The following is a 25,469-nucleotide window of genomic DNA, read 5'->3' on the forward strand; positions in this document are numbered from 1 at the left end:
ATCACATTTCCCCTTTGATGGTTACGATTCGCCCCTCCGCCGAGAGGCGGCCCTGGCAGAACAGGGAGACGGCCTTGGGCAGGATGATCCACTCGGCCTGCTCCATCACCCGGCGCTGGAGCACCTCCGGCGTGTCGCCGGGCAGGATGTCCACCGCCTTCTGGAGGATGATGGGGCCGCCGTCCGGCTCCTCGTTGACGAAGTGGACGGTGGCGCCGGTGACCTTCACCCCGTAGGCCAGGGCCTTTTCGTGGACGTGGAGGCCGTAGTACCCCGCTCCGCAGAAGGAGGGGATGAGGGCGGGGTGGACGTTGAGAATGGCGTTGGGGTAGGCCTGCACCATCTCCTCGGTGAGGATGTGCATGAAGCCCGCCAGCACCACCAGGCCGATGTCCAGCTCCTTCAGCCTGGCCACCAGGGCCCGGGTCATCTCCCGGTTGGAGGCAAAGTCCTTCCGGGCCACCACGTAGCCGGGGATGCCGGCCGCCTTGGCCCGCTCCAGGGCGTAGGCGTCGGCCCTGGAGGAGATGACGGCGGCCAGCTGTCCGCCGCCCAGCTCACCCCGGTCCCGGGCGCCGATGAGGGCCTGAAGATTGGTCCCGCCGCCGGAGACCAGTACCGCGATCCGGGTCATACCAGCTCCACCCCGGCGTCGCCGCTGACCACGGAGCCGATGACGTAGGCACGCTCACCGGACCGGCACAGGATATCCTTGGCGTGGCCCACTTCCTCCTTGGGGATGGCCAGGATCATGCCCACGCCCATGTTGAAGGTATTGTACATATCCCGCATGGGGATATTGCCCGTCTTGGCGATCAGGTGGAAGATGGGGGGCACGGGGAAGGCGGCGGTCTCGATCTGGGCGGTGAGCCCCTCTTTCATCATCCGGGGCACGTTCTCATAGAGGCCGCCGCCGGTGATGTGGCTGATGGCCTTGATGTGGATGCCGTGCTCCAGCAGACACTGGATGGTTTTGACATAGATGCGGGTGGGGGTGAGCAGGGTCTCGCCCAGGCTCTTGCCCTCCAGCTCCTCCATGGGGGAGGTCAGGTCGGCGTGCTCCACGTCAAAGACCTTGCGCACCAGGGAGAAGCCGTTGGAGTGGACGCCGCTGGAGCCCAGGCCGATGAGCACGTCGCCCACGGCCAGGTCCTTGCCGTCGATGATCTTCTCCTCGTCCACGATGCCCACGGAGAAGCCGGCCACGTCGTAGTCGTCCTCCGGCATCATGCCGGGATGCTCGGCGGTCTCGCCGCCCACCAGGGCGCAGCCCGCCTGGCGGCAGCCCTCGGTGATGCCGGAGACGATGTCGGCGATGCGGGCCGGGTTATTCTTGCCGCAGGCGATGTAGTCCAGGAAGAACAGGGGAGAGGCGCCCCCGCAGATGATGTCGTTGACGCACATGGCCACGCAGTCGATGCCGATGGTGTCGTGCTTGTTCATCAGCTGGGCCAGGCGCAGCTTGGTGCCCACGCCGTCGGTGCCGGACACCAGCACCGGCTTCTTCATGCCGGACACGTCGGGGGCGAACAGGCCGCCGAAGCCGCCCAGGGTGCCCATGACGCCGGGGATGTAGGTGGACTCCACCATGGGCTTGATGCGCTCCACGGATTCATAGCCGGCGGTGACGTCCACACCGGCGGCGGCGTAGGATTCGGAGTGAGAGTTCTTCATGTCGGTCATTCCTTTCCGGTCCAGCAATAGGTGCAGATCTTGTCGCGGTCGATGCCGATGGCCTCCAGCAGGCCGTCCAGGGACTGATAGCCCAGGGAATCAAAGCCCATCTCCTTACAGATGGCCTTGAGCATACACTGACCGCGCTCAGTGGAGGAATCCGCGTACTCCTCCAGATGGTTCTGGCCCTCGTCCCCCTCCAGCTCCTGGATGGTGCGGCGGGAGAGCAGCTCCATGTCGGAGTTGCTGCGGGAGAAGTTCAGGTACTTGCAGCCGTACATGATGGGCGGGCAGGCGGAGCGCATGTGGACCTCTTCCGCCCCCGATTCATAGAGGAATTCCACCGTCTCCCGCAGCTGAGTGCCCCGGACGATGGAATCGTCCACGAACAGGAGCTTCTTGCCCTCGATCAGCTCGGGCACGGGGATCTGCTTCATCTTGGCCACCTGGTTGCGGGCCTCCTGATTGGCGGGCATGAAGGACCGGGGCCAGGTGGGGGTGTACTTGACGAAGGGGCGGGCGAAGGGCTTGCCGCTGCGGTTAGCGAAGCCGATGGCGTGGGGCAGGCCGGAATCGGGCACGCCGGCCACGTAGTCCACCTTGGGCAGCTGGCCCTTCCGGATCTCGTCCCGGGCCATGATCTCCCCGTTGCGGTAGCGCATGACCTCCACGTTCATCCCCTCGTAGTTGGAGTTGGGATAGCCGTAGTAGGTCCACAGGAAGGCGCAGATGCGCATTTTGTCCCCGGCGGGGGCCAGGGTCTCCCAGCCCTCGGCGTTGACCCGGACGATCTCGCCGGGACCCAGCTCGTAGGCGTCGGCGTAGCCCAGCTTGTGGTAGGCGAAGGATTCAAAGGAGACGCAGCAGCCCTCCTCATTCTGCCCGATGAGCACCGGCAGCCGGCCCAGCTTGTCCCGGGCGGCGATGATGGACTCCGGGGTGAGGATGAGCATGGTGCAGGAGCCGTCGATCTCCTCCTGGGCGTGGCGGATGCCGGACACCAGGTCCTCCTTCTGGTTGATGAGGGCGGCGGTGAGCTCGGTGGAATTGACCTTGCCGGAGCTCATGGCCATGAACTGGTGGCCCCGCTCGGAGAAGTACCGCTCCACCAGCTGGTCGGAGTTGGTGATGATGCCCACGGTAATGATGGCGTACAGCCCCAGGTGGGAGCGCACCAGCAGGGGCTGGGGATCGGTGTCGCTGATGCAGCCGATGCCGGCGCAGCCGTGGAATTCCGCCAGGTCCTTGTCGAACTTGGTGCGGAAGGGGGTGTTCTCGATGTTGTGGATCTGCCGCTGGAACCCGTCCTTGGCGTCATAGACGGCCATGCCGCCCCGCTTGGTGCCCAGGTGGGAGTGATAGTCAGTGCCGAAGAACACGTCCATCACGCAGTCATGCTTGGAGATGGTACCGAAGAAACCGCCCATGGCTTATTTGTCCCCCATCAGACGGCGCATGACCTCTTCATAGGCCTCCTCGGCGCCGCCCAGATCCCGGCGGAAGCGGTCCTTGTCCAGCTTCTCGTGGGTCTTCTCGTCCCACAGCCGGCAGGTGTCGGGGGAGATCTCGTCGGCCAGCACGATGGTGCCGTCGGCCGTCTTGCCGAACTCCAGCTTGAAATCCACCAGGTCGATGCCGATCTCCTTCATGAAGCCCTTCAGCAGGTCGTTGACGGCGAAGGCGTACTTCTTGATGAGCTCGATCTCCTCCCGGGTGGCCAGCTTCAGGGCCAGGGCGTGGTAGCTGTTGAGCAGGGGGTCGCCCAGGTCGTCGTTCTTGTAGGAGAACTCGATGGTGGGCTCGTCAAACACGATGCCCTCCTCCACGCCGTAGCGCTTGGCGAAGGAGCCGGCGGAGATGTTGCGGATGATGACCTCCAGGGGGACGATGGACACCTTCTTCACCGCGGTCTCCCGGTCGCTGAGCTCCTCCACGTAGTGGGTGGGCACGCCCTTTTCCTCCAGGCGGCGCATCAGGTTGTTGGTCATGCGGTTGTTGATGGCGCCCTTGCCGGTGATGGTGCCCTTCTTCAGACCGTTGAAGGCGGTGGCGTCGTCCTTGTAGGAGACGATGACCACTTCCGGGTCGTTGCTGGCAAATACCTTCTTGGCCTTGCCCTCGTACAGCTGCTCCTTTTTCTCGTAAGACATCTTAAAACTCCTCCATTCGGATTTTTTCATCTTTTTTGGTTACTTCCACTGCCATATCGGCTTTGAACTGGGCCAGCTTGTCCACCAGCTCAGGATCGGACAGGGCCAGCATCTGGGCGGCCAGGATGGCGGCGTTGTCGGCGCCGTCCACTGCCACGCAGGCCACGGGGATGCCCTTGGGCATCTGTACCATGGACAGAAGGGAATCCAGACCGCCCATCATGGAGGTCTTGATGGGTACGCCGATGACGGGCAGGGTGGTGTAGGCGGCCAGCACGCCCGCCAGATGGGCGGCCTTGCCGGCGGCGGCAATGATGACCCCGAACCCGTTTTCTGAGGCTTGGGAGGCCAGAGCCTCGGCGGCGGCGGGCGTGCGGTGGGCGGAGATGATCCGCACTTCTGTGGGGATGCCGAAGGACTTGAGACGGCTGATGCAGGGGCGCATGGTGTCCAGATCGGAATCGGAACCCATGACGACAGCGACCTTTTTGCTCATAGAACCCTCCTGTGTAGCTAAAAATTTTTTAGGGAAAGAAAAAATAAATCAGGGCACCCGATGCACGGATGCCCTGATTTGGTCACTCCCTGATAGAGGACAGGTTGGTGCCGTGGATGAGCCAAACGACTGCGCGCCGAACAAGCTCCGGTGCCATCCCCGTACCTCCTTGTGTTAGATATAGTAAAACTATATCGGATTTTTGGAGTGTTTGCAAGGGGCGGACAGAATTTTGTCTGCTTATACAACTTTTGGCGGAATATGCGGACACCGCCTTGTGAAAGAAGGTGGAATCAGACCAGAGAGCCGTCCGGGGCGATCACCACTACCTGGAGGGGGATGTCCTTGCCGCTGGCCGCCAGGGCGTTCTGGACGGCCCGCAGGATGCCGCCGCAGCAGGGAACGGTCATCCGGGTGACGGTGACGCTCTTCACGTCGTTCTGGGCCAGGATGGCGGCCAGCTTCTCGCTGTAATCCCCCTCATCCAGCTTGGGGCAGCCGATGAGGGTCACCTTCCCCCGGATGAAGTCCTGGTGGAAGTTGCCGTAGGCGTAGGCGGTGCAGTCGGCGGCGATGAGCAGGTGACAGCCGTCGAAGTAGGGGGCGTTCACCGGGGCCAGCTTGATCTGCACCGGCCACTGGCGCAGCTGGCTGGGCACCGCTCCGGCGGGGGAGACGGGAGCCGCCTCCCGGCGGATGGAGCGGCTCATGCTGCCGGGGCAGCCGCAGGGGGAGGGGGCGGCGGCCTTTTCCTTGGCGGCCTTGGCGGCCAGCACCGCCGCGTGGTCGTAGGCGGGAGCCTCCCGCTCCTCAAAGGTGATGGCGCCGGTGGGGCAGGCGGGCAGGCAGTCCCCCAGCCCGTCGCAGTAGTCCTCCCGGGTGAGGACGGCCTTGCCGTCCACCATCTCAATGGCGCCCTCATGGCAGGCGGCGGCGCACAGGCCGCAGCCGTTGCACAGGTTCCGGTCGATTTTGATGATCTTACGCTTCATATAAGGTTGGCTCCTTTTTTCGTTTTGATGGGACCAGCATAGCAGAAACCCGGCCCACCGTCCGTTGCAGGTGCAACAGGAGGGCAAAAAAAACGGGCCGTCCCTCTGGACGGCCCGGTCAGCAACTCAGTCGCGGAGATACTGCTTCACCAGCTCCTGGAGCAGCTCGTCCCGATCCAGCTTGCGGATCAGGGCACGGGCGTTGTTGTAGTTGGTGATATAGGTGGGATCCTCTGAGAGGATGTATCCCACGATCTGGTTGATGGGGTTATAGCCCTTCTCCTGCAAAGACTGGTAGACCGAGGAAAGGATCTGCTTGATCTCCGGGTCTTTGTCATTCTGCAGGCTGAATTTGCGGGTATAGTCCATCTCCATGCCTGATACACCTCCCTGCATCAATCTGTTACCCATTGTAGCCGAAAATTTTCACGATGTAAAGAGTAAGCGCAAAATTTTATGATTCTTTAAGAAGTGGAACGCAACCGTTGGGCCTGTTCCATGGTATGATAGGTGACAGAGGCGATCCGGTCTGTTCCGCCCCGGGGCATGGGCGGAAGAGAGTCGGGCGCCGCTGGATGCCCAAAAGAGAGGTGAGGCACATGACCGACGAGAGGACCGCCCGGGCTCAGGTGGAGCGCTGGGGGGACATTGTGTGGCGGCTGGCCCTGGCCCGCACCCGGCATATCCAGGACAGCGAGGACGTGTTCCAGGAGGTGTTTGCCCGGTTCTTCCGCCATGAGGGGGAGCTGGACAGCGACGAGCACCGGAAGGCCTGGCTCATCCGCTGTACCCTGAACTGTACCAATACCTTATTGTCCGCCCGTTGGCGGAGCTGGCTGCCCCTGGAGGAGGCGGTGACCCGGGCCGTGGACCCGGAGGACCGGGCGGTGTACCGGGCGGTGCTGGAGCTGCCCCAAAAGTACCGCACCGCCATCCACCTCCACTACTACGAGGGCTATTCCGTCTCCGAGATTTCCTCCCTCACCGGCGCGAAAGAGGGCACGGTGAAGAGCTGGCTGGCCCGGGGCCGTGAGAAGCTGGCGGCAGCCCTGAAAGGAGAAGAGCTTCCATGATGGATCACTATAGACGAGCAAACGATTCCCTCCATCCCACCCCTCGGGCGGTGGAGCGGGCGGTGACGGGGAAGCGGCACAAAAGAAAGCCCCTGAAAGCCCTGATTCCGGCGGGGGTGGCGGCTGTGGTGGCTGTAGCCCTTCTGGTCACCGGCATCCCGGGCCTGGGGGACGGCAGCGGCGGACCTCTGGCGGGCAGCGCCTACGCCATTGCCCAGCCCACCTATCCCGATTTGCCTCAATACCCAGCCGAGCCCACGGGGAACAGCGAGGTAGCCTGGGAACGGTATCAGGAGGAATACGACACCTACTGGAACGCCTGGCGGGACTTCCGGGCTGAGGCTCCCGCCCTGTACGATACCCCGGAGCTGGAGATCGCCCTGGCGGCCTTTTCCCAGGTGAGTACCACCCTGGCCCTGTCGGGGGAGGACAATCGGGTCTATTCCCCCGTGTCCCTGTGGTTCGCCCTGGCCATGCTGGCGGAGACCACCGGCGGGGAGACCCGGCAGCAGGTGCTGGATGTACTGGGGGCGGAGGACCTGGACCAGCTCCGGGACTGGGCGGATATCCTGTGGCACGCCCTCTATCAGGACGACGGCGTGGCCACCACCCTGCTGGGCAACTCCATCTGGCTGAACGAGAGCGTCACCTTCCATCAGGACGTGCTGGAGAACCTGGCGGAGCACTACTACGCCGGGTCCTACCAGGTGACCATGGGCACCGACGAGGCGGACCAGGCCCTGGCAGACTGGGTGGCGGAGCAGACCCGGGGCCTCATCGGCTCGGAGGGCGAGGTGCTGGAGACCTCCACGGACACCCTGAACGTGCTGGCCTCCACCCTGTACTACAAGGCGGGGTGGAGCGATGAGTTCAACGACAGGCTGACGGAGGAGGACATCTTTACCGCCGCCGACGGCACCGAGACCAAGGTGGACTTCATGCACAGGACCCAGGATGCCACCTTCCTGCGGCAGGACGGCTACCAGGCCGCCTCCCTGTCCACCACCAGCGGGCAGATGATCTTTGTGCTCCCCGACCAGGGGGTCACCCCCGCCGACCTGCTGGCGGACCCGGATTTTCTCTGCGATGCCGTGAACTTTGAGGACGGTATATGGGGGGAGGTCCAGTGGTCGGTGCCCAAGTTTGACGTGGACTCCGAGCTGGACCTGAAGCCCACCCTGGAGGGTCTGGGCATCACCGACGTCTTTGACCCCGGCGTCTCCGACTTTACCCCCCTCACGGATTTGGAGCCGGTGTGGCTGGACCTGGTCAAGCAGATTGCCCGGGTGAAGGTGGACGAGAAGGGAGTGGAGGCCGCCGCCGTCACCCTGATGGCGGACAGCGGCGGCAGTGCTCCGCCGGAGGACCCCAAAATCTGCGTCATGGACCTGGACCGTCCCTTCCTCTTCCTCATTCGGGACGGCGGCGCCATCCTCTTCGTAGGTGTTATAGAACAGGTATAAGGGAACGGAAAAAGCCCCGTCGGCCGACGGGGCTTTTTCTATGGTTATATCAGCGCAGAACAGCGCCCAGCTGGCTGGCCAGGGCCTCCAGCACCTTCTTCACGTCGGCGTCGGCCTCCTCACCGGTGAGGGAGCGGTCGTCGGCACGGAGCACCAGGCTGAAGGCCACGGACTTCTTGCCTTCGTCCACGCCCTTGCCGCGGTAGATGTCGAACAGGGACACCTGCTTGATCAGCTTGCCGCCGGCGGAGCGGATGCAGTCCTCCAGCTGGCCCACGGTGATCTTCTCCTCACACACCACGGCGATGTCCCGGGTGACGGAGGGGAACTTGGGCAGGGGGACGTACTCGGGATCGGCGCCCTTGGACAGCAGCAGCTGATTGAAGTCCAGCTCGGCGCAGTAGAACTCCGCGTCCACGCCGTAGTTCTGGGCCACCAGGGGGTGGATCTGGCCCAGCACGCCGATGCGGCGGTCGCCGGCGTACACGTCGGCCACCCGGCCGGGGTGATAGGAGGGATTGGGCACGCAGGGGACCTCAAAGCGGACATCCTCGGCCCGCAGGTCCTGGAGGATGGCCTCCACCGCGCCCTTCAGGGTGTAGAAGTCCATATCGCCGCCGTAGGCGCCCATGGACAGTACCTTGTTCTCCACCGCCAGGCCGTCCTCACCGCCGGGCAGGTAGATCCGGCCCACCTCGTAGAGACGGGCGCTCTGGTTGCGGTAGTTATAGTTCCGGGTCAGGATCTCCAGCATGGAGGGCAGCACGGTGGTGCGCATGATGGAGGTATCCTCGCCCAGGGGGTTGAGGATCTTGAAGGACGCCCGGCGGGGATCGTCGGCGGTCCAGCGGATCTTGTCGTAGCAGGTGGGGGAGATGAAGGAGTAGGTGATGATCTCGTCATACCCCATGGCCCGGCACATGGAGCCCAGCTGCCGCTCCACCTGCTCCTCCCTGGAGTAGCCGCCCAGGGTGGTCTGGCCCCGCATGAGGGTGACGGGGATGTTGTTGTAGCCGTGGAACCGGGCCACTTCCTCCGCCAGGTCGGCCATGCCGATCACGTCGCCCCGCCAGGAGGGTACGGTGACCTGGTCGCCCTCCACCTGGAAGTCCAGCTTCTTCAGAATGGACACCATCTCGCTCTCAGCCACGTCGGTGCCCAGCAGACCGTTGATGCGGTCGGGCTCCAGCTTCAGCACCCGGGGCTGGGGCACGTAGTTGAGAATATCGATGGTGCCGTCCACCACCTCGCCGGCCCCCAGCATCTCCACCAGCTCACAGGCCCGCTGGACGGCGGGCAGGGTGTTCATGGGATCCAGGCCCTTCTCGAACTTGGCGGAGGCCTCGGTGCGCATGCCCAGGGCCAGAGCGCCCTTGCGGATGCAGGTGCCGTCGAAGCAGGCGGACTCGAACACCACGTCGGTGGTGTCGGAGACGATCTCGCTGTTCTCGCCGCCCATGATGCCGGCCAGGCCCACGGCCCGGTGCTCGTCGGCGATGACCAGGTGGTTGGCGTTGAGGACATGCTCCTTGCCGTCCAGCGTGGTGAGCTTCTCGCCCTCCTCCGCCCGACGGACGATGATCTTGCCGCCCTTCACGTAGCGGTAGTCAAAGGCGTGCATGGGCTGGCCGTACTCCAGCATCACGTAGTTGGTGATGTCCACGATGTTGTTGATGGGACGCACGCCCATGGAGCGTAGCCGCTCCCGCATCCACTTGGGGGAGGGGGCGATCTTCACGTTGCGCACCATCCGGGCGGTGTACCGGGGGCACAGGTCGCTGGCGGGGGTCTCCACGTCCAGCAGCTCGGCCAGGCTGCCCGGGCCGCCGCCCTTCACCACGGGATCGTGGAGGTTCAGAGGCTGGTCAAAGGTGGCGGCCACCTCACGGGCCAGGCCGATGACGGACAGGCAGTCGGGCCGGTTGGGAGTGATCTCAAACTCCACCACGTGGTCGTCGGCGCCGATAATGGGCTTGATATCGTCGCCGGGCTTGCAGTCCTCGTCCAGCACGAAGATGCCGTCGGGGATGCAGTGGGGGAACTCGGCCTGCTGGGCGTGGAGGTCCTCCAGGGTGCAGATGGTGTCGAATTTGGTGTTATAGGCCACCATGTCCCCCTCGTGGAGGTTGGGGCAGCGGGTGGAAACGGCGCAGGTCTTGTCGCCGGTGTCCAGGGTCACGTCATAGGCGGAATAGCCGGTGACGGCAACAGCCGTCACACTGGCGGCCACCACGGGCCCGTAGATCTTGTGGCCGGGCTGGATGTCGGCGGGAATGGAGGGCTTCTCCTTGTCCAGGGGCTTGTAATCGCCCAGAATGGCGGCGGGCACGATAACGGCATAGGGGAAATCCCGCTCGTCCAGGCCCAGTTCGCTGAGGCCGCAGAACATGCCGTTGGACACCACGCCCCGCAGCTTGCCCTTCTGGATCTTCACGCCGCCGGGGAGGGTGGACTTGTGGAGGGCCACCGGCATCAGGTCGCCGGGGTGGATGTTCCAGGCGCCGGTGACGATCTGGATGGGCTCATCCTGCGCCACGTCCACCTGGCAGACCCACATGTGGTCGGAATCGGGGTGGCGCTCCATGGACAGCAGGCGGCCCACCACCACGTTGGAGATCTCCTCCCCCAGGTCGTGGGTCAGCTCCACCTTGGAGCCGGAGAGGGTCATAGCCTCGTCAAATTCCTTGTCGGAGGCAGTCACAGTGACAAATTCGTTCAGCCATTTTCTGCTCAGATTCATTGTTCCTACACTCCTTTCTCAGAATTGCTCCAGGAACCGCACGTCGTTCTCGAAGATCAGCCGCAGGTCGGCGATCTTGAACCGGCGCATGGCGGTGCGCTCCAGGCCGATGCCGAAGGCCCAGCCGGAATACACGTTGGGGTCGATGCCGCTCATCTCCAGCACCCGGGGGTGGATCATCCCGGCGCCCAGCAGCTCGATCCAGCCCTCACCCTTGCAGGTGGGGCAGCCCACGCCGCCGCACTTGTGGCACTGTACGTCCATCTCGCAGGAGGGCTCGGTGAAGGGGAAGTGATGGGGGCGGAACCGGGTCTTGGTGCCCTTGCCGTAGAGCTGCTCCACCACCGTGTTCAGGGTGCCCTTCAGGTCGGCCATGGTGACGCCCTTGTCAATGACCATGCCCTCCACCTGGTGGAACATGGGGGAGTGGGTGGCGTCCACCTCGTCCTTGCGGTACACCCGGCCGGGGGCGATGATGCGGATGGGCAGCTCCATGGTGTCCATGGCCCGCACCTGCATGGGGGAGGTCTGGGAGCGGAGCATCACCCGGCTGTCCTTGTCGAAGTAGAAGGTGTCGCTCCAGTCCCGGGAGGGGTGGCCCTCCTCGGCGTTGAGGCGGTCAAAGTTGTATTTGGCCAGCTCCACCTCGGGGCCGTCCAGCACGGTGAAGCCCATGCCGATGAAGATGTCCTTGATCTCGTCCAGGGCGATATACATGGGGTGGCGGTGGCCCCGCTTCACGCTCCTGCCGGGGACGGTGACGTCCAGAGCCTCGGCCTCCAGCCGGTCCTCCAGGGCTTTGGCCTCCAGCTCCTTGCCACGGGTCTCCAGAGCGCCCTCCAGGGCGGCGCGCACCTCATTGGCCAGCTGGCCCATGACGGGCCGCTCCTCGGCGGACAGCTTGCCCATCTGCTTGAGGACGGCGGTCAGCTCGCCCTTCTTGCCCAGATACTTGACCCGCAGAGCGTCCAGCTCCTGGGCGTTCTGAGCGCCCTCCAGGGCGGCCAGTGCCTCCCGGCGGATCTGTTCCAATGTATCCTTCATATAGTACAGCTCCTTTTGCTTTTTTCGCATGAAAAAAGCCCTCCATCCCAATCATCTGGGACGAAAGGCAAACCTTCCGCGGTACCACCCGCAATTCCCGCCGCAGGCGGGCACTTTCACGCCGGTAACGTGGCGTGACCCCGTCCCTGTCTCCAGGGCCGCTCCGGGACGAACCGAGGGGGCCGGACCCCGCATCCGCTTTCAGCCGGTGACGGACGCTCTCTGCTGGGCCGGGAACCGATCTTTTTCCCTTCTTCGCATGTAAAATTATATATAGCACAGATTTCTCCAAAATTCAAGATAAAAATTGACGGAAAAGGGTTGGCCGCATATAATGAACCCAAATGACAGCGTTGGGAGGACAAAAACCATGCGGATCGTGACAGCGGAGCAGAGCCGGGAGATGGACCGGATCGCCATAGAGGAGCGGGGCATCCCCTCCACCGACCTGATGGAGCGGGCGGCGGCGGCGGTGGCCGATGAGGTGATATCCCTGATGGGGGACACCCCCGGCCGGGTGGTGTGCTTCTGCGGCCCGGGCAACAACGGCGGCGACGGGGTGGCCTGTGCCCGGCTGCTGCTGGAGGCGGGCTTTGAGGTGCGCTGCGTCCTGGTGGGCAGCCATGAGAAAATGACCATGGACACCCGGGCCATGGAGGCCAGGCTGGCGGCGGCAGGGGGCAAGGTGGAGCCCTTCCGGCCCGATGATGCGGATTTTGCCGCCTGGTGTCTGGAATGCGGAGCCATGGTGGACGCCATCTTCGGCACCGGCCTCCGCCGTCCGGTGGAGGGGGACGCCCTCACCGCCGTCCGGATGATGAACACCTGTGACATCCCGGTGGTGTCTGCCGATCTCCCCAGCGGGGTGGAGACCGACACCGGCCGGGTGCTGGGGGACGCGGTGGAAGCGGCGGCCACCGTCACCTTCACCCTGCCCAAGGCGGGCCACTATGTGGGCAAGGGCGGCCTGCACACCGGCAGGCTGGTGGTGGCCGACATCGGCATCCCGGCGGACCTGGTGAATGGGGCGGACTGCCCGGTGTGCAGCGTGGAGGCGGGGGACGTCCGGTTCCCCCGCCGGCCTCTGGACGCCCATAAGGGCGACTTCGGCAAGTGCTACATTTTGGGGGGCAGCGTGGGCTACTCCGGGGCCCCGGTGCTGGCGGCCCAGGCGGCGGTGCGCTCCGGTGCGGGGCTGGTGACGGTAGGTGTGCCGTCTCCTGTCTGGCCCATTGCCGCCGCCAAGCTGGACGAGGCCATGCCCTGCCCACTGCCTGCCGGCAAGGAGGGGCAGCTCTCCCTGGACGCCGGTGAGGCGGTCCACAGCCGCATGGACGGCTGCGGGGTGTGCCTCATCGGGCCCGGTCTGGGCCGGGGCAACAGCGTCTCCGCCGTGGTGCGCCATCTGCTGGGGGAGATCCACGTGCCGGTGGTGCTGGATGCCGACGGCATAAACGCCCTGGAGGGACATATAGATGTACTGGACGCCCGGCAGGGGCTGCACACCATCCTCACCCCCCACGACGGGGAGTTTGCCCGGCTGGGGGGCGACCTGTCCGGCGGGGACCGGCTGGGAGAGGCCCGGCGCTTTGCCATGGAGCACGGCTGCTGCCTGGTGCTCAAGGGCCACAACACCATCACCGCCTTCCCCGACGGCACGGCCTACATCAACACCACCGGCAATCCCGGCATGGCCAAGGGGGGCAGCGGCGACGTGCTGTCCGGCATCATCCTGGCCCTGCTGGGCCAGGGAATGCCCGCCAGGCAGGCGGTGCCCACGGCGGTGTGGCTCCACGGCGCCGCCGGCGACCTGTGTGCCGCTGAGATCGGGGAATACGGCATGACCCCCTCCGACCTGGTGTCCGCCCTGCCCCGGGTAATCAGGGAGCATATGGAGTAAAAAGGAGGGTGGTCCGTGGGCCGCTGTGTGGGAGTACTGGTACTGACGATGACCCTCTGCCTGACCCTGACCTGCTGCGGCGGGGAGGGGGGGAGCCAGGCGGAGCAGCTGGCCCTGGACATCCGGGGAGAGTATATGTCCATGACCGGGTGTGCTGCCTCCATGGAGGTAATTGCCGACTACGGCCAGCGGGTATACGAATACGGTATCGACCTGACCTGGCAGCGGGAGGGGGAGAGCGTGCTCACCCTTACCGCGCCGGAGAACGTGGCCGGGGTCACCGCCCGGCTGGCGGAAGGGGAGACCGCCCTGGACTATGACGGGGTGCGGGTGGAGACCGGTCCTCTGGACGACACCGGCCTGAGCCCGATATCGGCGGTACCGGTGCTGCTGGACTATGCCCAGAGAGGCTATATCGCCGCCTGCGGGATGGAGACCGTGGAGGACCGGGAGGTGCTGCGTGTGGACTGCCGGGACCCGGAGGGGACGCCGGGTACCGGCCGGGAGTGTATCCTGTGGTTTGATCCGGATACCCACGCCCTGCTCCGGGGGGAGCTGTCCCAGGACGGCTATACCGTGATCCAGTGCGTCTTTTCCGACTTTCAGACAGTCCCGGGGGCGGAGGATTAGGGCTCCAGCCCGTCCAGCCTGCGGTGGAGCACGCTCCGGCACAGGAGCAGGGCCGCGGCGCAGGAGACCAGCTCAGCCACCGGGAAGGCCGCCCACACCAGGCCGGCGTGGAGGGTGCCCAGCAGCAGGGCGGCGGGGAGAAGGAGCACCACCTGCCGCAGCAGAGTGATGGCCAGGCTGGCGTTGGCCGCGCCCAGGGCCTGGAGGGCGGAGCACAGTACGATGGACACCCCGGCGCACAGGAAGGACAGGGCGATGATCCGCAGGGCCGGGATACCCTCGGCCAGCACGGCGGCGTCGGCGTCAAAGATGCCAAGCAGCGGTCCCGGCAGGACGGCCATCACCACTGTGCCCGCCGCCATGAGGCCGATGGACAGGGCCAGGGCGAAGCGGATGGTGCCGGTGATCCTGAGCCTGTGTTTGGCCCCGTAGTTGAAGCTGATGATGGGCACCAGGGCGTTGGTGATGCCGTACAGCGGCATGAACAGGAAGGATTGCAGCTTGAAGTAGGCCCCCAGAATGAACACGCCGGCGGAGGTGAACAGGGGGAGGATCAGATTCATTCCCAGATTCATCACCGTGGCCAGGGCCTGCACCATGGCCGCCGGGATACCCACCCGCAGCATGTCGGTCAGAATGGAGGGCACGGGCCGGAAGCCGCGGAAGGACAGGGTGACGGAGGGCGTGCGCCGCACCATCACCAGTCCCACCGTCATGCCCACCAGCTGTCCTGCCACCGTGGCGATGGCGGCTCCCGCCACCTCCAGCCGGGGGAAGGGGCCGATGCCGAAGATGAGCAGGGGGTCCAGGATCAGATTGATGACTGCGCCGATGCCCTGGATCACCATGGGCCCCACCGTGTTGCCGGTGGCCTGGAGGGTGCGCTCCCCGGCAAACTGCATACACACGCCCAGGGAGGCGCCGGTGACGATGGCCAGATACTGGCTGCCGTAGGTCACCACCTGGGGCACATCGGAAAAGATGCGCAGGAAGGGCCGGGCCAGGCTGACCCCCAGGGTCAGGAACACCAGCCAGCAGACCAGGTAGAGGAAGTAGCCGTTGGCGGCCACCCGGTCGGCCTCCGCCCGGCGGCCCTCGCCCAGCCGGCGGGAGAGCAGGGCGTTGTAGCCCACCCCCACGCCCACGCAGACGGCCACCATCAGGGTCTGCACCGGGTACACCAGGGAGAGGGCCACAAAGCTGTCGCCGCTGAGCTGGGCCACGAACATGCTGTCCACCAGGTTGTAGAGCCCCTGGATCAGCATAGACAGCATCATGGGCCAGGACATGTTCAGCAGCAGCCGGCGTACCGGCATCACCGCCATTTTGTTTTCGTTCAAGGAAATTCCTCCAGTCATACAGAAAACGGGTATTGGGGTACACGTCAGTGTGCCCCAATACCCGTTTTTTCCCGCGGCGTGGCAGCCCGCGGGGGCTCAGAATTTATGGATGTAGCGCAGATCGTGACAGATCATGTTATGGGGGAAGGGCACCAGCTGGACGGTGCCGTCCCAGGCAAAGCCATGGCGCTCGTAAAACCGCCGGGCCCCCTCATTTTCCTCCAGCACGAACAGGGCGCAGCCGGGATAGCCGCAGGCTTTCAGACGCCGGACGGCCTCCTCCAGTAGGATGGAGCCGTAGCCCCGGCCGGTGCAGGCCGGCTCGGTGTAAAAGGAGATCACCTCGCCCCAGCCGGCATAGGCGCTGGAATCGATGACCAGCCCCTCGCTCTGCCGGGGGCTGGGGCCGGTGCGGATGGGCCCGTAATTGCAGCAGGCCACCGGCTGTTTGCCGTCGTAGAGCAGCAGGCCCCGGCACCGTCCGGTGGCGTGGTCCTCCCGGAAGAAGGGCACCCAGTGGTCCTCGGTGGTCACATCCCGCAGGTAGTCGTCGGGCACGAACCCGGGATAGGTTGCCCGCCAGCCCCGGCAGTGAATGGCGCTCATGGCGGCAAAGTGTTCCTCCGTGGAGGCGTCCACAAAGCAGAGCTCAGGCATGAACGGCCGCCTGCTCCTGATGAGCTTCTGCCTCGGCCTCCTGCTTGGCCAGGCCCCGGGCGTTGGCCAGCATCAGCTTGATGCGGTTCTCCTGGTTGATCTTGGTGGCGCTGGGATCGTAGTCGATGGCCACGATGTTGGAGTAGGGGTAGTCGTCCTTCAGCTTGCGGATCATGCCCTTGCCCACGATGTGGTTGGGCAGGCAGCCGAAGGGCTGGGTGCAGACGATGTTGGGGGTGCCGGAGTGGATGAGCTCCAGCATCTCGGCGGTGAGCAGCCAGCCCTCGCCCATCTTGTTGCCCTCGCCCAGATAGCCGTGGATGAGCTGACGCAGATCCTCAAAGGTGCCGGGAGCCCGGAAGCCGCCCTTCTTCATGGCGGCGATCATGGCCCGCTGGCACTTCTCCACGTAGCCTTTCAGGATCTGACAGGCCTTCTTCTTCACCCACTTGCCGCCGTAGATGTTCACGTCCACCTCGCGGTTGTAGATCTTGAAGATGATGAAGTCGGTGAGGCCGGGCACCACCGGCTCGGCCCCCTCGGACAGGAGGAATTGCTCCAGATTGTTGTTGCCCAGGGGGGAGTACTTGATGTAGATCTCGCCCACTACGCCCACCCGGACCTTGGGCTCCCCGGCCACGGGGATGGCCTTGAACTGGGCGACGATGTGGTCGAAATTCTCCACCATGCTCTTGAAGGACAGGCCCTTGCCCTTGCTCATCTCGGCCAGCAGGTGGTCCTCCACCTTCTCGATGGTCTCGTCGGTCTGACCCTTGTTGACCTCGTAGGGCCGCACCTGGTTGGCGGTCTGGACAATGATGTCGCCGTACATCATGGCGAACACCGCCTTGCGCAGGGTGCCCAGGCCCAGCTTGAAGCCGGGGTTGGGCTCCAGACCGGACAGGTTCACCGAGATGACGGGGATGAACTCCAGACCGGCCTTCACCAGGGCCTTGCGCAGCAGGTGGATGTAGTTGGAGGCCCGGCAGCCGCCGCCGGTCTGGGTGATGAGCAGGGCCACCTTGTGGATGTCGTACTTGCCGCTCTTCACCGCGTCGATGAGCTGGCCGATGACCAGCAGGGCGGGATAGCAGGTGTCGTTGTGGACGTACTTCAGCCCCTCATCCACGATGCCCCGGTGGTTGGTGGTGAGCATTTCCACATGGAAGCCCTCGGTCTCCAGGATCCGGGCCATCAGCCCGAAATGGACGGGCAGCATGGTGGGGAAGAGGATGGTGTACTCCTTTTTCATCTCCTGGGTAAACAGAAGACGCCCGTTTTTATCATAAACTAATTCTGCCATAGAACGTGGTTCCTTTCGGTATGGTTGGCGATGGAGTGGGACAGCCCTTATGAAAGTTTTCTTTGGTCACTTTCTTTTTCAAAAGAAAGTGACCGGGCGTCCATGGCCGCCATCAGGGAGCGGATCCGGATACGTACCGCGCCCAGGTTGCTGATGTCGTCGATCTTCAGTTGGGTGTACAGCTTGCCGCCCTTTTCCAGAATGTCCCGCATCTCGTCGGTGGTGATGGCGTCGGTGCCGCAGCCGAAGCTGACCAGCTGCACCACCTGCATGTCGGGCTGGGTGCACACATACCGGGCGGCGTTGTACATCCGGCTCTGGAAGGTCCACTGGTTGAGCACCTTCCGGGGGGCGTAGCCCTCCAGGTAGCTGAGGGCGTCCTCCGTGACCAGCACGAAGCCGAGAGAGGTGATCAGGTCGTTGATGCCGTGGTTGATCTCCGGGTCAATGTGATAGGGCCGGCCGCAGGCCACGATGATGGGCATATGGTGCTCCCGGGCGTACTCGATGTACTGCTTTCCGGTCTCCCGCACGTCGTGGACGTAGGCGTCGTAGGCCTCATAGGCCGCCTTCACCGCACGCTCGGTCTCCTTCTTGGGGATGGAGAACTGTTCCTCCATCAGCTGGGCGATCCGCTTGCCGAAGTCCTTGTGCCGCCACAGGCCCACGTAGGGGTTCAGGTACTTGACCTGCTTCAGGGCGGGCACGTTGGCGGCCAGCAGCTCGGGGTAGTAGGCCACCACCGGGCAGTTGTAGTGGTTGTCGCCGATGCCCTCGTCGTTGTTGTAGGACATGCAGGGATACCAGATGGCGTCCACGCCCTCGTCCACCAGGGCCTCCACGTGGCCGTGGAGCAGCTTGGCGGGGTAGCACACCGTGTCGGAGGGGATGGTGTGCTGGCCCTTCAGGTAGAGCTTCCGGGAGGACTCGGGGGAGAGGACCACCTCAAAGTTCAGCTTGGTAAAGAAGGTGAACCAGAAAGGCAGGTTCTCGTACATGTTCAGGCCGAAGGGGATGCCCATCTTGCCCCGGACGCCGTTTCCGGTCCCCTTGCCGTGGAGGGCGCGGAGCTTTTTGTACTTGTAGACCATCAGGTCCGGGTTCTCCACCTTGGGCTTGCCCAGGGGGCGGGAGCACCGGTTGCCCGAGATGAACCGCCGCCCGCCGTCGAAGGTGTTGACGGTGAGGGAGCAGTGGTTGGTGCACAGGTTGCAGGTGGCGGGCTTGGCGGTGTGGGAGAAGGTCTTCAGATCCTCCATAGTCAGGATGGTGCTCTTCTCCAGGTGGAGGTCCCGGGCGTACAGGGCGGCGCCGAAGGCCCCCATGATGCCCGCAATGGTGGGCCGGGTCACGTTGCGGCCCAGCTCCAGCTCAAAGGCCCGGAGCACCGCGTCGTTGTGGAAGGTGCCGCCCTGGACCACGATGTGCTTGCCCAGGTCGTCGGCGTTGGCCGCCCGGATGACCTTGTACACTGCGTTCTTCACGATGGAGATGGACAGGCCGGCGGAGATGTCCTCCACGCTGGCGCCGTCCTTCTGGGCCTGCTTCACGCTGGAATTCATGAACACGGTGCAGCGGGAGCCCAGATTCACCGGGTGCCGGGCAAACAGGCCCAGCTTGGCGAAGTCGGCGATGGAGTAGCCCAGAGCCTTGGCGAAGGTCTCGATGAAGGAGCCGCAGCCGGAGGAGCAGGCCTCGTTGAGCATGATGGAATCCACCGCGCCGTTGCGGATCTTGAAGCACTTCATGTCCTGGCCGCCGATGTCGATGATGAAGTCCACGTCGGGGTTGAAGTGGGCGGCGGCCTTGTAGTGGGCCACCGTCTCCACCAGACCGGCGTCGCAGTTGAAGGCGTTCTTCACCAGATCCTCGCCGTAGCCGGTGACCGCCGCGCCCCGGATGGTGATCCGGTCGCCGCACAGGGGGTAGATCGTTTTCAGCTGGTCCAGCACCACCGCCACCGGGTTGCCCAGGTTGGAGTGGTAATAGGTGTACAGCAGGCCGCCGTCGGCGGCGATGAGGGCCATCTTGGTGGTGGTGGAGCCGGCGTCGATGCCCAGCCAGGCGTCGCCGGTGTAGGTGTGGATGTCCACCTCCGGGGGGTGCATGGCGTTGTGCCGGGCGGTAAAGGCCTCATAGTCGGCCTTGCTCTCGAAAAGGGGAGGCATGGTGTCCACCAGACCCACGTTGTCCACGCTGCGCTCCAGCCGGTCCAGCACATCGTCAAAGAGCTGCTCGCCGTAGTCGGAGGCGCACAGGGCCGCGCCGATGCCGGCGAAGCAGTCACCGTCCTCGGGGAAGACGGCGTGCTCACTGTCCAGCTTCAGGGTCTCGATGAACCGCTGCCGCAGGCCCTTAAGGAAATGGAGGGGCCCGCCCAGGAACACGATTTTGCCCTTCAGCTCCCGGCCCTGGGTCAGGCCGGCCACCGTCTGGTCTACCACGGCCTGGAAGATGGAGGCCGCCACGTCCTCCTTCCGGCCGCCCTGGTTCAGGATGGGCTGGATGTCGCTTTTGGCGAACACGCCGCAGCGGGAGGCGATGGGGTAGATCTTCTCGTGCTTCAGGCTCAGTTCGTCCAGCTCATCCACCGTCACGTTCATCAGGGTGGCCATCTGGTCGATGAAGGCGCCGGTGCCGCCGGCGCAGGAGCCGTTCATCCGCTCCTCCAGGGCGCCGCCGAAGAAGATGATTTTGGCGTCCTCGCCGCCCAGCTCGATCACCGCGTCGGTGTCCGGTATGTAGGTATTGACGGCGGCGGCGGTGGCGTATACCTCCTGCACGAAGTCAATGTCTGCCGCCTTGGCCACACCCAGACCGGCGGAGCCGGTGATGACCATGCGCACCTGCTGACCGGCCAGCTTGTCGGCGATGGAGCGCAGGGTCTCCGCCGCCCGTTCCCGGGCCTTGGAGTAGTGCCGCTCATAGGAGCGGAACAGCAGTTTGTTCTGTTCGTCCAGCACCACGACCTTGACGGTGGTGGAACCGATATCAATTCCGATCCGAAGGCTCATAAGTTCACCTATCTACCTTTAATAAGAATTTCGTACCCATCATAATATAACAAAATTTCGACTTTTACAAGCCCAAAGAGAGAAATACAGGAAATACCACCGGAAAAGGGGGAATACGGCAGATGCCGCATTCCCCCGGGGTGTTCTTTTGTAAAATTTGACGGTCACCGGCGGTAGGTGCGGGTGATCTTGGCCAGCTTGCCGGACACGGAGGGGTTGAGCGCCTCACCCCGCACCCGCCAGGACCAGTTGTGGGGTCCCATGGTGCCGGGAGAGTTGATCCGGGCGTCCCCGCCCAGGCCCAGCAGGTCCTGAAGGGGAGCGATAGCCAGGCGGCAGGGGGACATCCAGGCCCCGCACACCGCGCCCCAGCCGAAGCCCTCGTCCTCCCGCAGCCGCAGGTAGTCGAAGGCGTAGTCCCGCTCGGCAGGGCTGGCCTCGGAGAACAGCCACTGGACGAAGGTGGGGGTATCGTGGGTGCCGGTGTAGATCACCGCGTCCCGGGGGCAGTTGTGGGGCAGGTAGGAGCTTTCGCCCACCGGATCAAAGGCATACACCAGCACCTTCATGCCGGGCAGGCCGCTCTGGGCGATAAACTCCAGGGCGTCCGCCTCCAGAGCACCCAGATCCTCGGCGATGAGGGCCAGGCCGGACACGCTTTTCAGAGCGTCCAGCAGGTCGTTGCCCGGCCCCTTTTCCCAGTGGCCGGAACGGGCGTCGGGCGCGCCGGCGGGGATGGACCAGTAGGTGTGGAAGGCCCGGAAGTGGTCGATGCGCACCACGTCGTACAGCCGGGCCATGTGGGCGGCCCGCCGCTTCCACCAGGCGAAGCCGGTCTTTTTGTGGTAGTCCCAGTCGTAGAGAGGGTTGCCCCAGTGCTGGCCCAGGTCGGTAAAGGCATCCGGGGGCACACCCGCCACGGCGGAGGGCCGCATGTCCTTCTCCAGCTGGAACAGCTCCGGCTCGCTCCACACCTCGGCGCTGTCGGGGGAGACATAGATGGGCATATCCCCGATGATGGAGATACCCTTGGAGTTGGCGTAGGCCTTGATGGCGGTCCACTGCCGGAAGAAGAGCAGCTGCAAAAAGGCCTGGAACCGGCACTCTTCCGCCAGCTCGGTCCGGTAGCGCTCCATGGCCTCCGGCTGACGCAGCCGGGCCTCATCCGGCCAGTCGGCCAGGGCCTTGCCGCCGAAGTGGTCCCGCAGGGCCAGAAACAGGACGTAGTCGGGCAGCCAGTCCGCCTCGTCCGCCAGGAATTTGTCCAGCAGAGGGGCGTACATCGCCCGGCCCCGCTCCCAGGCTTTGCGGAACAGGGGCTGGCGGTTCTGGTGGAGCCAGCTGTAGTCCACCCGGTCGGGATTGTTCCAGCGGGCGGAATTCAGCTCGTCCTGGGTAAGCAGCCCCTCCTCCTGGAGCAGGTCCAGGTCCAGCATCAGGGGATTGCCGGCGAAGGAAGAGGCGGACATATAGGGAGAATCCCCGCCGCCCGGCGGTACCAGGGGCAGGATCTGCCAGAACTTCTGCTTGGCGTCGGACAGGAAGTTGATGAACTGCAGGGCGGATTTGCCCAAAGTGCCGATGCCGTAGGGTCCGGGCAGGGAAAAAACGGGAAGGAGGATACCACTGGCTCTTGCTTGCATAAACTGGCCTCCTAAATAAAGGATAAAGAACCTCTGTATTATACCCCTTTTGCCGCCCTGCCGCAAGAGCAAGAGGGGGAGGGCGTCAGCCCTCCCCCTCGATGGCGGAACGGATGGTATCGAATACCCCGTCCTGATCCTCGCACATCACCAGCAGTACGGTCCCGTCGGACAGGGTGTCCAGCCGGGCGTTCTGGGCGATGGCATACTGATCGGGCAGATACATCTGGAAATTCTGCTGCTGCCGGTCGATGAAGGCGGACAGGCCGTCCCACACCTGCTCCTCCTTCCCGGAGACAGGGCAGACGGCGGCGATGCCGTAGGCCTTCACGTTCATCAGGGAGGCCGACAGGGCGCAGGCGGCGCAGTCCGCCGGGTCCAGACCCAGGATGTCAAAGACCGCCTGGCCCAGGTCGTCCTCGGTAGAGGTGACCACGGGCACGGCTTCGTTGAGCTCCTGATCCCGGGCGGATTCGATGGCGGTGCGGTAGAGCTGGGTGCGCTCCTCCGGGGTCAGGTCCTTGCCGGCGGTGCTGCCGCACCCGGCCAGCAGGACCAAAGCTAAAGCCAGAGGGGCGATACGGAACGATTTCATACGGATTCCTCCTTTGTAACGGCTGGGGCGGGCTGGAACCGGAGGTTCAGCTCTCCCTCCTCACAGCAGACCAGGGCGGTGTCGCCCGCCTTGAGCCGGCCGCTGAGCAGCCCTTCGGCGGCGGGGTCCTCCACCCGGGTGCGGATGGTGCGGCGGAGGGGACGGGCGCCGTAGCTGGGGTCAAAGCCCTCTTTGGCCAGCAGGTCCAGGGCCTCGTCCGTCCAGGACAGGGTGACCCCCAGGGCCTCCAGCCGCATGCCCACCTGCTCCAGCATCCGCCGGGCGATGGCCCGGATCTCGGTGCGGCCCAGCTGGGTAAAGACGATGGTCTCGTCCAGCCGGTTGAGAAATTCCGGCCGGAACACTTTTTTCAGATCTTCGGTCACCAGGGTTTTCAGCTCCTCCGGCGAGCGGGTCCGGCCGTCGGTGTGGTCGGCGGCGGAGAAGCCCAGCCGCCCGCCTTTGGCGGTGATGCGCTGGGCCCCCACGTTGGAGGTGAGTACCACAATGGCATTTTTGAAGTCGGCCTTCCGGCCCTGGGAATCGGTGACCACCCCGTCCTCCATCATCTGGAGCAGAATGCCCCAGATGTCCGGGTGGGCCTTTTCGATCTCGTCAAAGAGCACCACGCAGTAGGGCCTCCGGCGGACCTTCTCGGTGAGCTGGCCGCCCTCCTCGTATCCCACGTAGCCCGGCGGGGAGCCGATGAGCCGGGAGACGGCGTGCTTTTCCATATACTCCGACATGTCGAAGCGGAGCAGGGCCTCCTCGCTGCCGAACATGGCCTGGGCCAGGGCCTTGCACAGCTCGGTCTTGCCCACGCCGGTGGGACCCAGGAAGAGAAAACAGCCGGTGGGACGGCCGGGCTCCTTCAGGCCCACCCGGCCCCGGCGCACCGCCTTGGCCACCGCCTTGACCGCGTCCTCCTGGCCCACCACCCTCCGGTGGAGGTCCTCCTCCAGCTGGAGCAGCCGGTCGCTCTCCGCCTGGGTCAGAGTGGTGACGGGGACGCCGGTCCACCCGGCCACCACTTCGGCGATGTCCTCCGCCGTCACCGAGCCGGTGTTCTGCCCAGACTGCCACCGGGCCTTCTGCTGCTCCAGCTCCCGGTGAAAGTCCTCCTCCGCGTCCCGGAGCATGGCGGCCTTTTCAAAGTCCTGGTCTCGGATGGCCTCCTCCTTTTCCCGCCGGGTGCGGGCGGTGCGCTCCTCCAGGGCCTGGAGGTCGGGGGGCGCGGCCAGCCGCTGGATGCGCACCCGGGAGGCGGCCTCATCCATCAGGTCGATGGCCTTGTCGGGCAGCCGCCGGTCCCCGATATAGCGCACCGACAGGGCGATGGCGGCGTCAATGGCCTGGTCGGTGATGGTCAGCTTGTGGTGGGCCTCATACCGGTCCCGCAGGCCCAGCAGAATAGCCCGGGCGGTGTCGGTGTCCGGCTCGTTTACCACCACCGGCTGGAACCGCCGCTCCAGGGCGGCGTCCTTTTCGATATACTTCCGATACTCATCGGTGGTGGTGGCGCCTATGACCTGGAGCTCCCCCCGGCCAAGGGCGGGCTTGATGATATTGGCGGCGTCGATGGCCCCCTCCGCCGAGCCCGCCCCCACGATGGTGTGGAGCTCATCGATGAAGAGAATGATGTTTCCCGCCCGGCGGACCTCCGCCAGGATGTTCTTCACCCGCTCTTCGAACTCACCCCGGTACTTGGTGCCCGCGATCATGGAGGACAGGTCCAGGGAGAGCAGCCGCTTGCTCTGGAGGTCGTCGGGCACCTGCCCGGTGGCGATTCGCCAGGCCAGCCCCTCAGCCACGGCCGTCTTGCCCACGCCGGGCTCCCCGATGAGGGCGGGATTGTTCTTTTGGCGCCGGGCCAGGATCTGGATGGCGCGTCCGATCTCCCGGTCCCGCCCGATCACCGGATCCAGTACCCCGCCGGCGGCCAGCCGGGTCAGGTCCCGGCAGAACTGGTCCAGCAGCTTGGTGTCCCCGCCGTACTCCCGCTCCCTGGGCCGTCCGTTCGCCCGGAAGGGGGAAGAGGAGGAGGGGTCGCCCCCCATGGCGGCGGTGACGTCAGCCCTCAGCCGCCGGGGCTCCGCCCCCACGTTGGCCAGTACCCGCACCGCCACCCCGTCTCCCTCCCGTAGGATACCCAGCAGCAGGTGCTCGGTGCCCACGAACTGGTGGCCCAGCCGGGCGGCCTCGGTGAGGGAGAGCTCAATGATCTTCTTGCACCGGGGGGTGAGCCCCTGGGAGGGGGCGGTGCCCCCGTCCCCGGTACCCACCAGGGCGGCGATGGCGGATTTCAGGGTTTCCGGGTCCAGACCCGCGGCGATCAGCACTTTGGCCGCCACGCCGCTGCCCTCCCGTGCCAGACCCAGCAGCAGGTGCTCGCTGCCCACATAGCCGTGTCCCAGCTCCGCCGAGCACTGCTGGGCCAGCTTCAGGGCGGTCTGGGCCCGCTGGGTGAACCGGGTTTCATTCATGGCCGGGCCCCGCCTCTTCCGGCCCCGGAACAGGAGCTTTTTCTGCCGTTTGACGGGCTTCATGCGCTGTTTCACGCCCTTTCGCTTTTGTTCTCCGGCGGTGAACGCCGCTCCGCGGCGCCCCCTCCAGTTCCGGGGTCAGGCTCCCGGCGGCCTCCATATGAAATGGGGATGGATGATCCATGGATGCTTCCGCCTCCTTTGGCGTGTCTTCTAGTTTTTCCCGCCGAGAAAAAATATACCCATCGACGGCTCATTTTAGCATTGCAATT

General features: G+C 64.9%; 20 protein-coding genes and 1 pseudogene. 4 read left to right on the plus strand and 17 right to left on the minus strand.

Translation table 11 applies throughout. The features are described 5' to 3' along the window. Nucleotide 1: 1 nt before the first annotated feature. The 7 genes from purN to E0E41_RS17830 all read right to left on the minus strand — a co-directional run bounded on the left by purN (nucleotide 2) and on the right by E0E41_RS17830 (nucleotide 5,687). A complete protein-coding gene (gene purN / locus E0E41_RS17800) occupies nucleotides 2-634 on the minus strand; it encodes a phosphoribosylglycinamide formyltransferase (protein ID WP_130871214.1) in 633 nt (210 codons plus the stop codon). Then, a complete protein-coding gene (gene purM / locus E0E41_RS17805; protein ID WP_130871215.1) occupies nucleotides 631-1,674 on the minus strand; it encodes a phosphoribosylformylglycinamidine cyclo-ligase in 1,044 nt (347 codons plus the stop codon). Before purM ends, purN begins: the two co-directional genes overlap by 4 nt. Before the next feature lie 5 nt (nucleotides 1,675-1,679). Beyond that, nucleotides 1,680-3,101, minus strand: a complete 1,422-nt coding sequence (locus E0E41_RS17810; protein WP_130871216.1) for an amidophosphoribosyltransferase — start codon at nucleotides 3,099-3,101, stop codon at nucleotides 1,680-1,682. Between the two features lie 3 nt (nucleotides 3,102-3,104). Further along, nucleotides 3,105-3,824, minus strand: coding sequence for a phosphoribosylaminoimidazolesuccinocarboxamide synthase (purC, locus tag E0E41_RS17815; protein ID WP_130871217.1), 720 nt, complete (start codon nucleotides 3,822-3,824; stop codon nucleotides 3,105-3,107). 1 nt (nucleotide 3,825) lies between these two features. After that, on the minus strand, nucleotides 3,826-4,320 hold the full coding sequence (gene purE / locus E0E41_RS17820) for a 5-(carboxyamino)imidazole ribonucleotide mutase (protein WP_130871218.1): 495 nt from the start codon (nucleotides 4,318-4,320) through the stop codon (nucleotides 3,826-3,828). Nucleotides 4,321-4,613: 293 nt separating this feature from the next. After that, entirely contained in the window at nucleotides 4,614-5,312 is a 699-nt protein-coding gene (locus tag E0E41_RS17825) for an ATP-binding protein (RefSeq protein ID WP_130871219.1), read from the minus strand. A 126-nt stretch (nucleotides 5,313-5,438) separates the two neighbouring features. Further along, on the minus strand, nucleotides 5,439-5,687 hold the full coding sequence (locus E0E41_RS17830) for an IreB family regulatory phosphoprotein (RefSeq protein WP_087341123.1): 249 nt from the start codon (nucleotides 5,685-5,687) through the stop codon (nucleotides 5,439-5,441). 224 nt (nucleotides 5,688-5,911) lie between these two features. Between E0E41_RS17830 and E0E41_RS17835 the strand changes: the two genes are divergently transcribed. After that, nucleotides 5,912-6,385 carry an RNA polymerase sigma factor gene (locus tag E0E41_RS17835; RefSeq protein WP_165450609.1) on the plus strand — a complete coding sequence of 158 codons (474 nt, stop codon included), beginning with the start codon at nucleotides 5,912-5,914 and terminating at the stop codon, nucleotides 6,383-6,385. Then, complete coding sequence (locus E0E41_RS17840; protein ID WP_130871221.1) at nucleotides 6,382-7,848, plus strand: serpin family protein; 1,467 nt, start codon at nucleotides 6,382-6,384, stop codon at nucleotides 7,846-7,848. The genes E0E41_RS17835 and E0E41_RS17840 overlap by 4 nt, the downstream gene beginning before the upstream one ends. A gap of 49 nt (nucleotides 7,849-7,897) precedes the next feature. On the opposite strand, the gene pheT is transcribed toward E0E41_RS17840, so the two are convergent. The 3 genes and pseudogenes from pheT to pheS form a co-directional block, all read right to left on the minus strand. Beyond that, on the minus strand, nucleotides 7,898-9,958 hold the full coding sequence (gene pheT, locus E0E41_RS17845) for a phenylalanine--tRNA ligase subunit beta (protein ID WP_438819475.1): 2,061 nt from the start codon (nucleotides 9,956-9,958) through the stop codon (nucleotides 7,898-7,900). A gap of 240 nt (nucleotides 9,959-10,198) precedes the next feature. Then, nucleotides 10,199-10,588 (minus strand): annotated as a pseudogene (locus E0E41_RS19360) (phenylalanine--tRNA ligase subunit beta); the annotation flags it as partial. Nucleotides 10,589-10,606: 18 nt separating this feature from the next. Then, the gene (pheS, locus tag E0E41_RS17850) at nucleotides 10,607-11,632 is read right to left on the minus strand and encodes a phenylalanine--tRNA ligase subunit alpha (protein ID WP_130871302.1); all 1,026 of its coding nucleotides are present in this window, start codon (nucleotides 11,630-11,632) and stop codon (nucleotides 10,607-10,609) included. A 370-nt stretch (nucleotides 11,633-12,002) separates the two neighbouring features. Here pheS and E0E41_RS17855 point away from each other — a divergent pair, with 370 nt between their 5' ends. After that, nucleotides 12,003-13,532, plus strand: a complete 1,530-nt coding sequence (locus E0E41_RS17855; protein WP_130871223.1) for an NAD(P)H-hydrate dehydratase — start codon at nucleotides 12,003-12,005, stop codon at nucleotides 13,530-13,532. Nucleotides 13,533-13,547: 15 nt separating this feature from the next. Continuing rightward, nucleotides 13,548-14,162, plus strand: a complete 615-nt coding sequence (locus E0E41_RS17860; protein ID WP_242623870.1) for a hypothetical protein — start codon at nucleotides 13,548-13,550, stop codon at nucleotides 14,160-14,162. Here E0E41_RS17860 and E0E41_RS17865 read toward each other — a convergent pair. The 7 genes from E0E41_RS17865 to E0E41_RS17895 all read right to left on the minus strand — a co-directional run bounded on the left by E0E41_RS17865 (nucleotide 14,159) and on the right by E0E41_RS17895 (nucleotide 25,197). Then, on the minus strand, nucleotides 14,159-15,502 hold the full coding sequence (locus E0E41_RS17865) for an MATE family efflux transporter (protein WP_130871224.1): 1,344 nt from the start codon (nucleotides 15,500-15,502) through the stop codon (nucleotides 14,159-14,161). The genes E0E41_RS17860 and E0E41_RS17865 overlap by 4 nt on opposite strands. 96 nt (nucleotides 15,503-15,598) lie before the next feature. After that, on the minus strand, nucleotides 15,599-16,159 hold the full coding sequence (locus E0E41_RS17870) for a GNAT family N-acetyltransferase (RefSeq protein ID WP_130871225.1): 561 nt from the start codon (nucleotides 16,157-16,159) through the stop codon (nucleotides 15,599-15,601). Then, the gene (locus E0E41_RS17875) at nucleotides 16,152-17,462 is read right to left on the minus strand and encodes a 2-hydroxyacyl-CoA dehydratase (protein WP_130871226.1); all 1,311 of its coding nucleotides are present in this window, start codon (nucleotides 17,460-17,462) and stop codon (nucleotides 16,152-16,154) included. Before E0E41_RS17875 ends, E0E41_RS17870 begins: the two co-directional genes overlap by 8 nt. A 47-nt stretch (nucleotides 17,463-17,509) precedes the next feature. Then, nucleotides 17,510-20,476: an acyl-CoA dehydratase activase gene (locus E0E41_RS17880; protein WP_130871227.1), complete on the minus strand. Its 2,967-nt coding sequence runs from the start codon at nucleotides 20,474-20,476 to the stop codon at nucleotides 17,510-17,512. Between the two features lie 164 nt (nucleotides 20,477-20,640). Next, nucleotides 20,641-22,119 carry a 4-alpha-glucanotransferase gene (gene malQ / locus E0E41_RS17885; protein ID WP_130871228.1) on the minus strand — a complete coding sequence of 493 codons (1,479 nt, stop codon included), beginning with the start codon at nucleotides 22,117-22,119 and terminating at the stop codon, nucleotides 20,641-20,643. An 85-nt stretch (nucleotides 22,120-22,204) separates the two neighbouring features. Next, a complete protein-coding gene (locus E0E41_RS17890) occupies nucleotides 22,205-22,714 on the minus strand; it encodes a DUF4358 domain-containing protein (RefSeq protein WP_130871229.1) in 510 nt (169 codons plus the stop codon). After that, nucleotides 22,711-25,197: an ATP-dependent Clp protease ATP-binding subunit gene (locus E0E41_RS17895; RefSeq protein ID WP_130871230.1), complete on the minus strand. Its 2,487-nt coding sequence runs from the start codon at nucleotides 25,195-25,197 to the stop codon at nucleotides 22,711-22,713. Before E0E41_RS17895 ends, E0E41_RS17890 begins: the two co-directional genes overlap by 4 nt. Nucleotides 25,198-25,469: the final 272 nt, after the last annotated feature.

The sequence above is a fragment of the Intestinimonas massiliensis (ex Afouda et al. 2020) genome, from assembly GCF_900626285.1.
GTDB classification, from domain to species: Bacteria; Bacillota; Clostridia; order Oscillospirales; family Oscillospiraceae; genus Flavonifractor; species Flavonifractor massiliensis_A.

Coding starts and splice junctions, on each gene's coding strand:
- pheS (WP_130871302.1), bottom strand. CDS start 11,632: ATGAAGGATACATTGGAACAGATCCGCCGGGAGGCACTGGCCGCCCTG.
- malQ (WP_130871228.1), bottom strand. CDS start 22,119: ATGCAAGCAAGAGCCAGTGGTATCCTCCTTCCCGTTTTTTCCCTGCCC.
- E0E41_RS17875 (WP_130871226.1), bottom strand. CDS start 17,462: ATGGCAGAATTAGTTTATGATAAAAACGGGCGTCTTCTGTTTACCCAG.
- E0E41_RS17890 (WP_130871229.1), bottom strand. CDS start 22,714: ATGAAATCGTTCCGTATCGCCCCTCTGGCTTTAGCTTTGGTCCTGCTG.
- E0E41_RS17870 (WP_130871225.1), bottom strand. CDS start 16,159: ATGCCTGAGCTCTGCTTTGTGGACGCCTCCACGGAGGAACACTTTGCC.
- E0E41_RS17880 (WP_130871227.1), bottom strand. CDS start 20,476: ATGAGCCTTCGGATCGGAATTGATATCGGTTCCACCACCGTCAAGGTC.
- E0E41_RS17810 (WP_130871216.1), bottom strand. CDS start 3,101: ATGGGCGGTTTCTTCGGTACCATCTCCAAGCATGACTGCGTGATGGAC.
- E0E41_RS17835 (WP_165450609.1), top strand. CDS start 5,912: ATGACCGACGAGAGGACCGCCCGGGCTCAGGTGGAGCGCTGGGGGGAC.
- E0E41_RS17840 (WP_130871221.1), top strand. CDS start 6,382: ATGATGGATCACTATAGACGAGCAAACGATTCCCTCCATCCCACCCCT.
- purM (WP_130871215.1), bottom strand. CDS start 1,674: ATGAAGAACTCTCACTCCGAATCCTACGCCGCCGCCGGTGTGGACGTC.
- purE (WP_130871218.1), bottom strand. CDS start 4,320: ATGAGCAAAAAGGTCGCTGTCGTCATGGGTTCCGATTCCGATCTGGAC.
- E0E41_RS17895 (WP_130871230.1), bottom strand. CDS start 25,197: ATGAATGAAACCCGGTTCACCCAGCGGGCCCAGACCGCCCTGAAGCTG.
- purN (WP_130871214.1), bottom strand. CDS start 634: ATGACCCGGATCGCGGTACTGGTCTCCGGCGGCGGGACCAATCTTCAG.
- E0E41_RS17855 (WP_130871223.1), top strand. CDS start 12,003: ATGCGGATCGTGACAGCGGAGCAGAGCCGGGAGATGGACCGGATCGCC.
- pheT (WP_438819475.1), bottom strand. CDS start 9,958: ATGGTGGCCTATAACACCAAATTCGACACCATCTGCACCCTGGAGGAC.
- purC (WP_130871217.1), bottom strand. CDS start 3,824: ATGTCTTACGAGAAAAAGGAGCAGCTGTACGAGGGCAAGGCCAAGAAG.
- E0E41_RS17830 (WP_087341123.1), bottom strand. CDS start 5,687: ATGGAGATGGACTATACCCGCAAATTCAGCCTGCAGAATGACAAAGAC.
- E0E41_RS17825 (WP_130871219.1), bottom strand. CDS start 5,312: ATGAAGCGTAAGATCATCAAAATCGACCGGAACCTGTGCAACGGCTGC.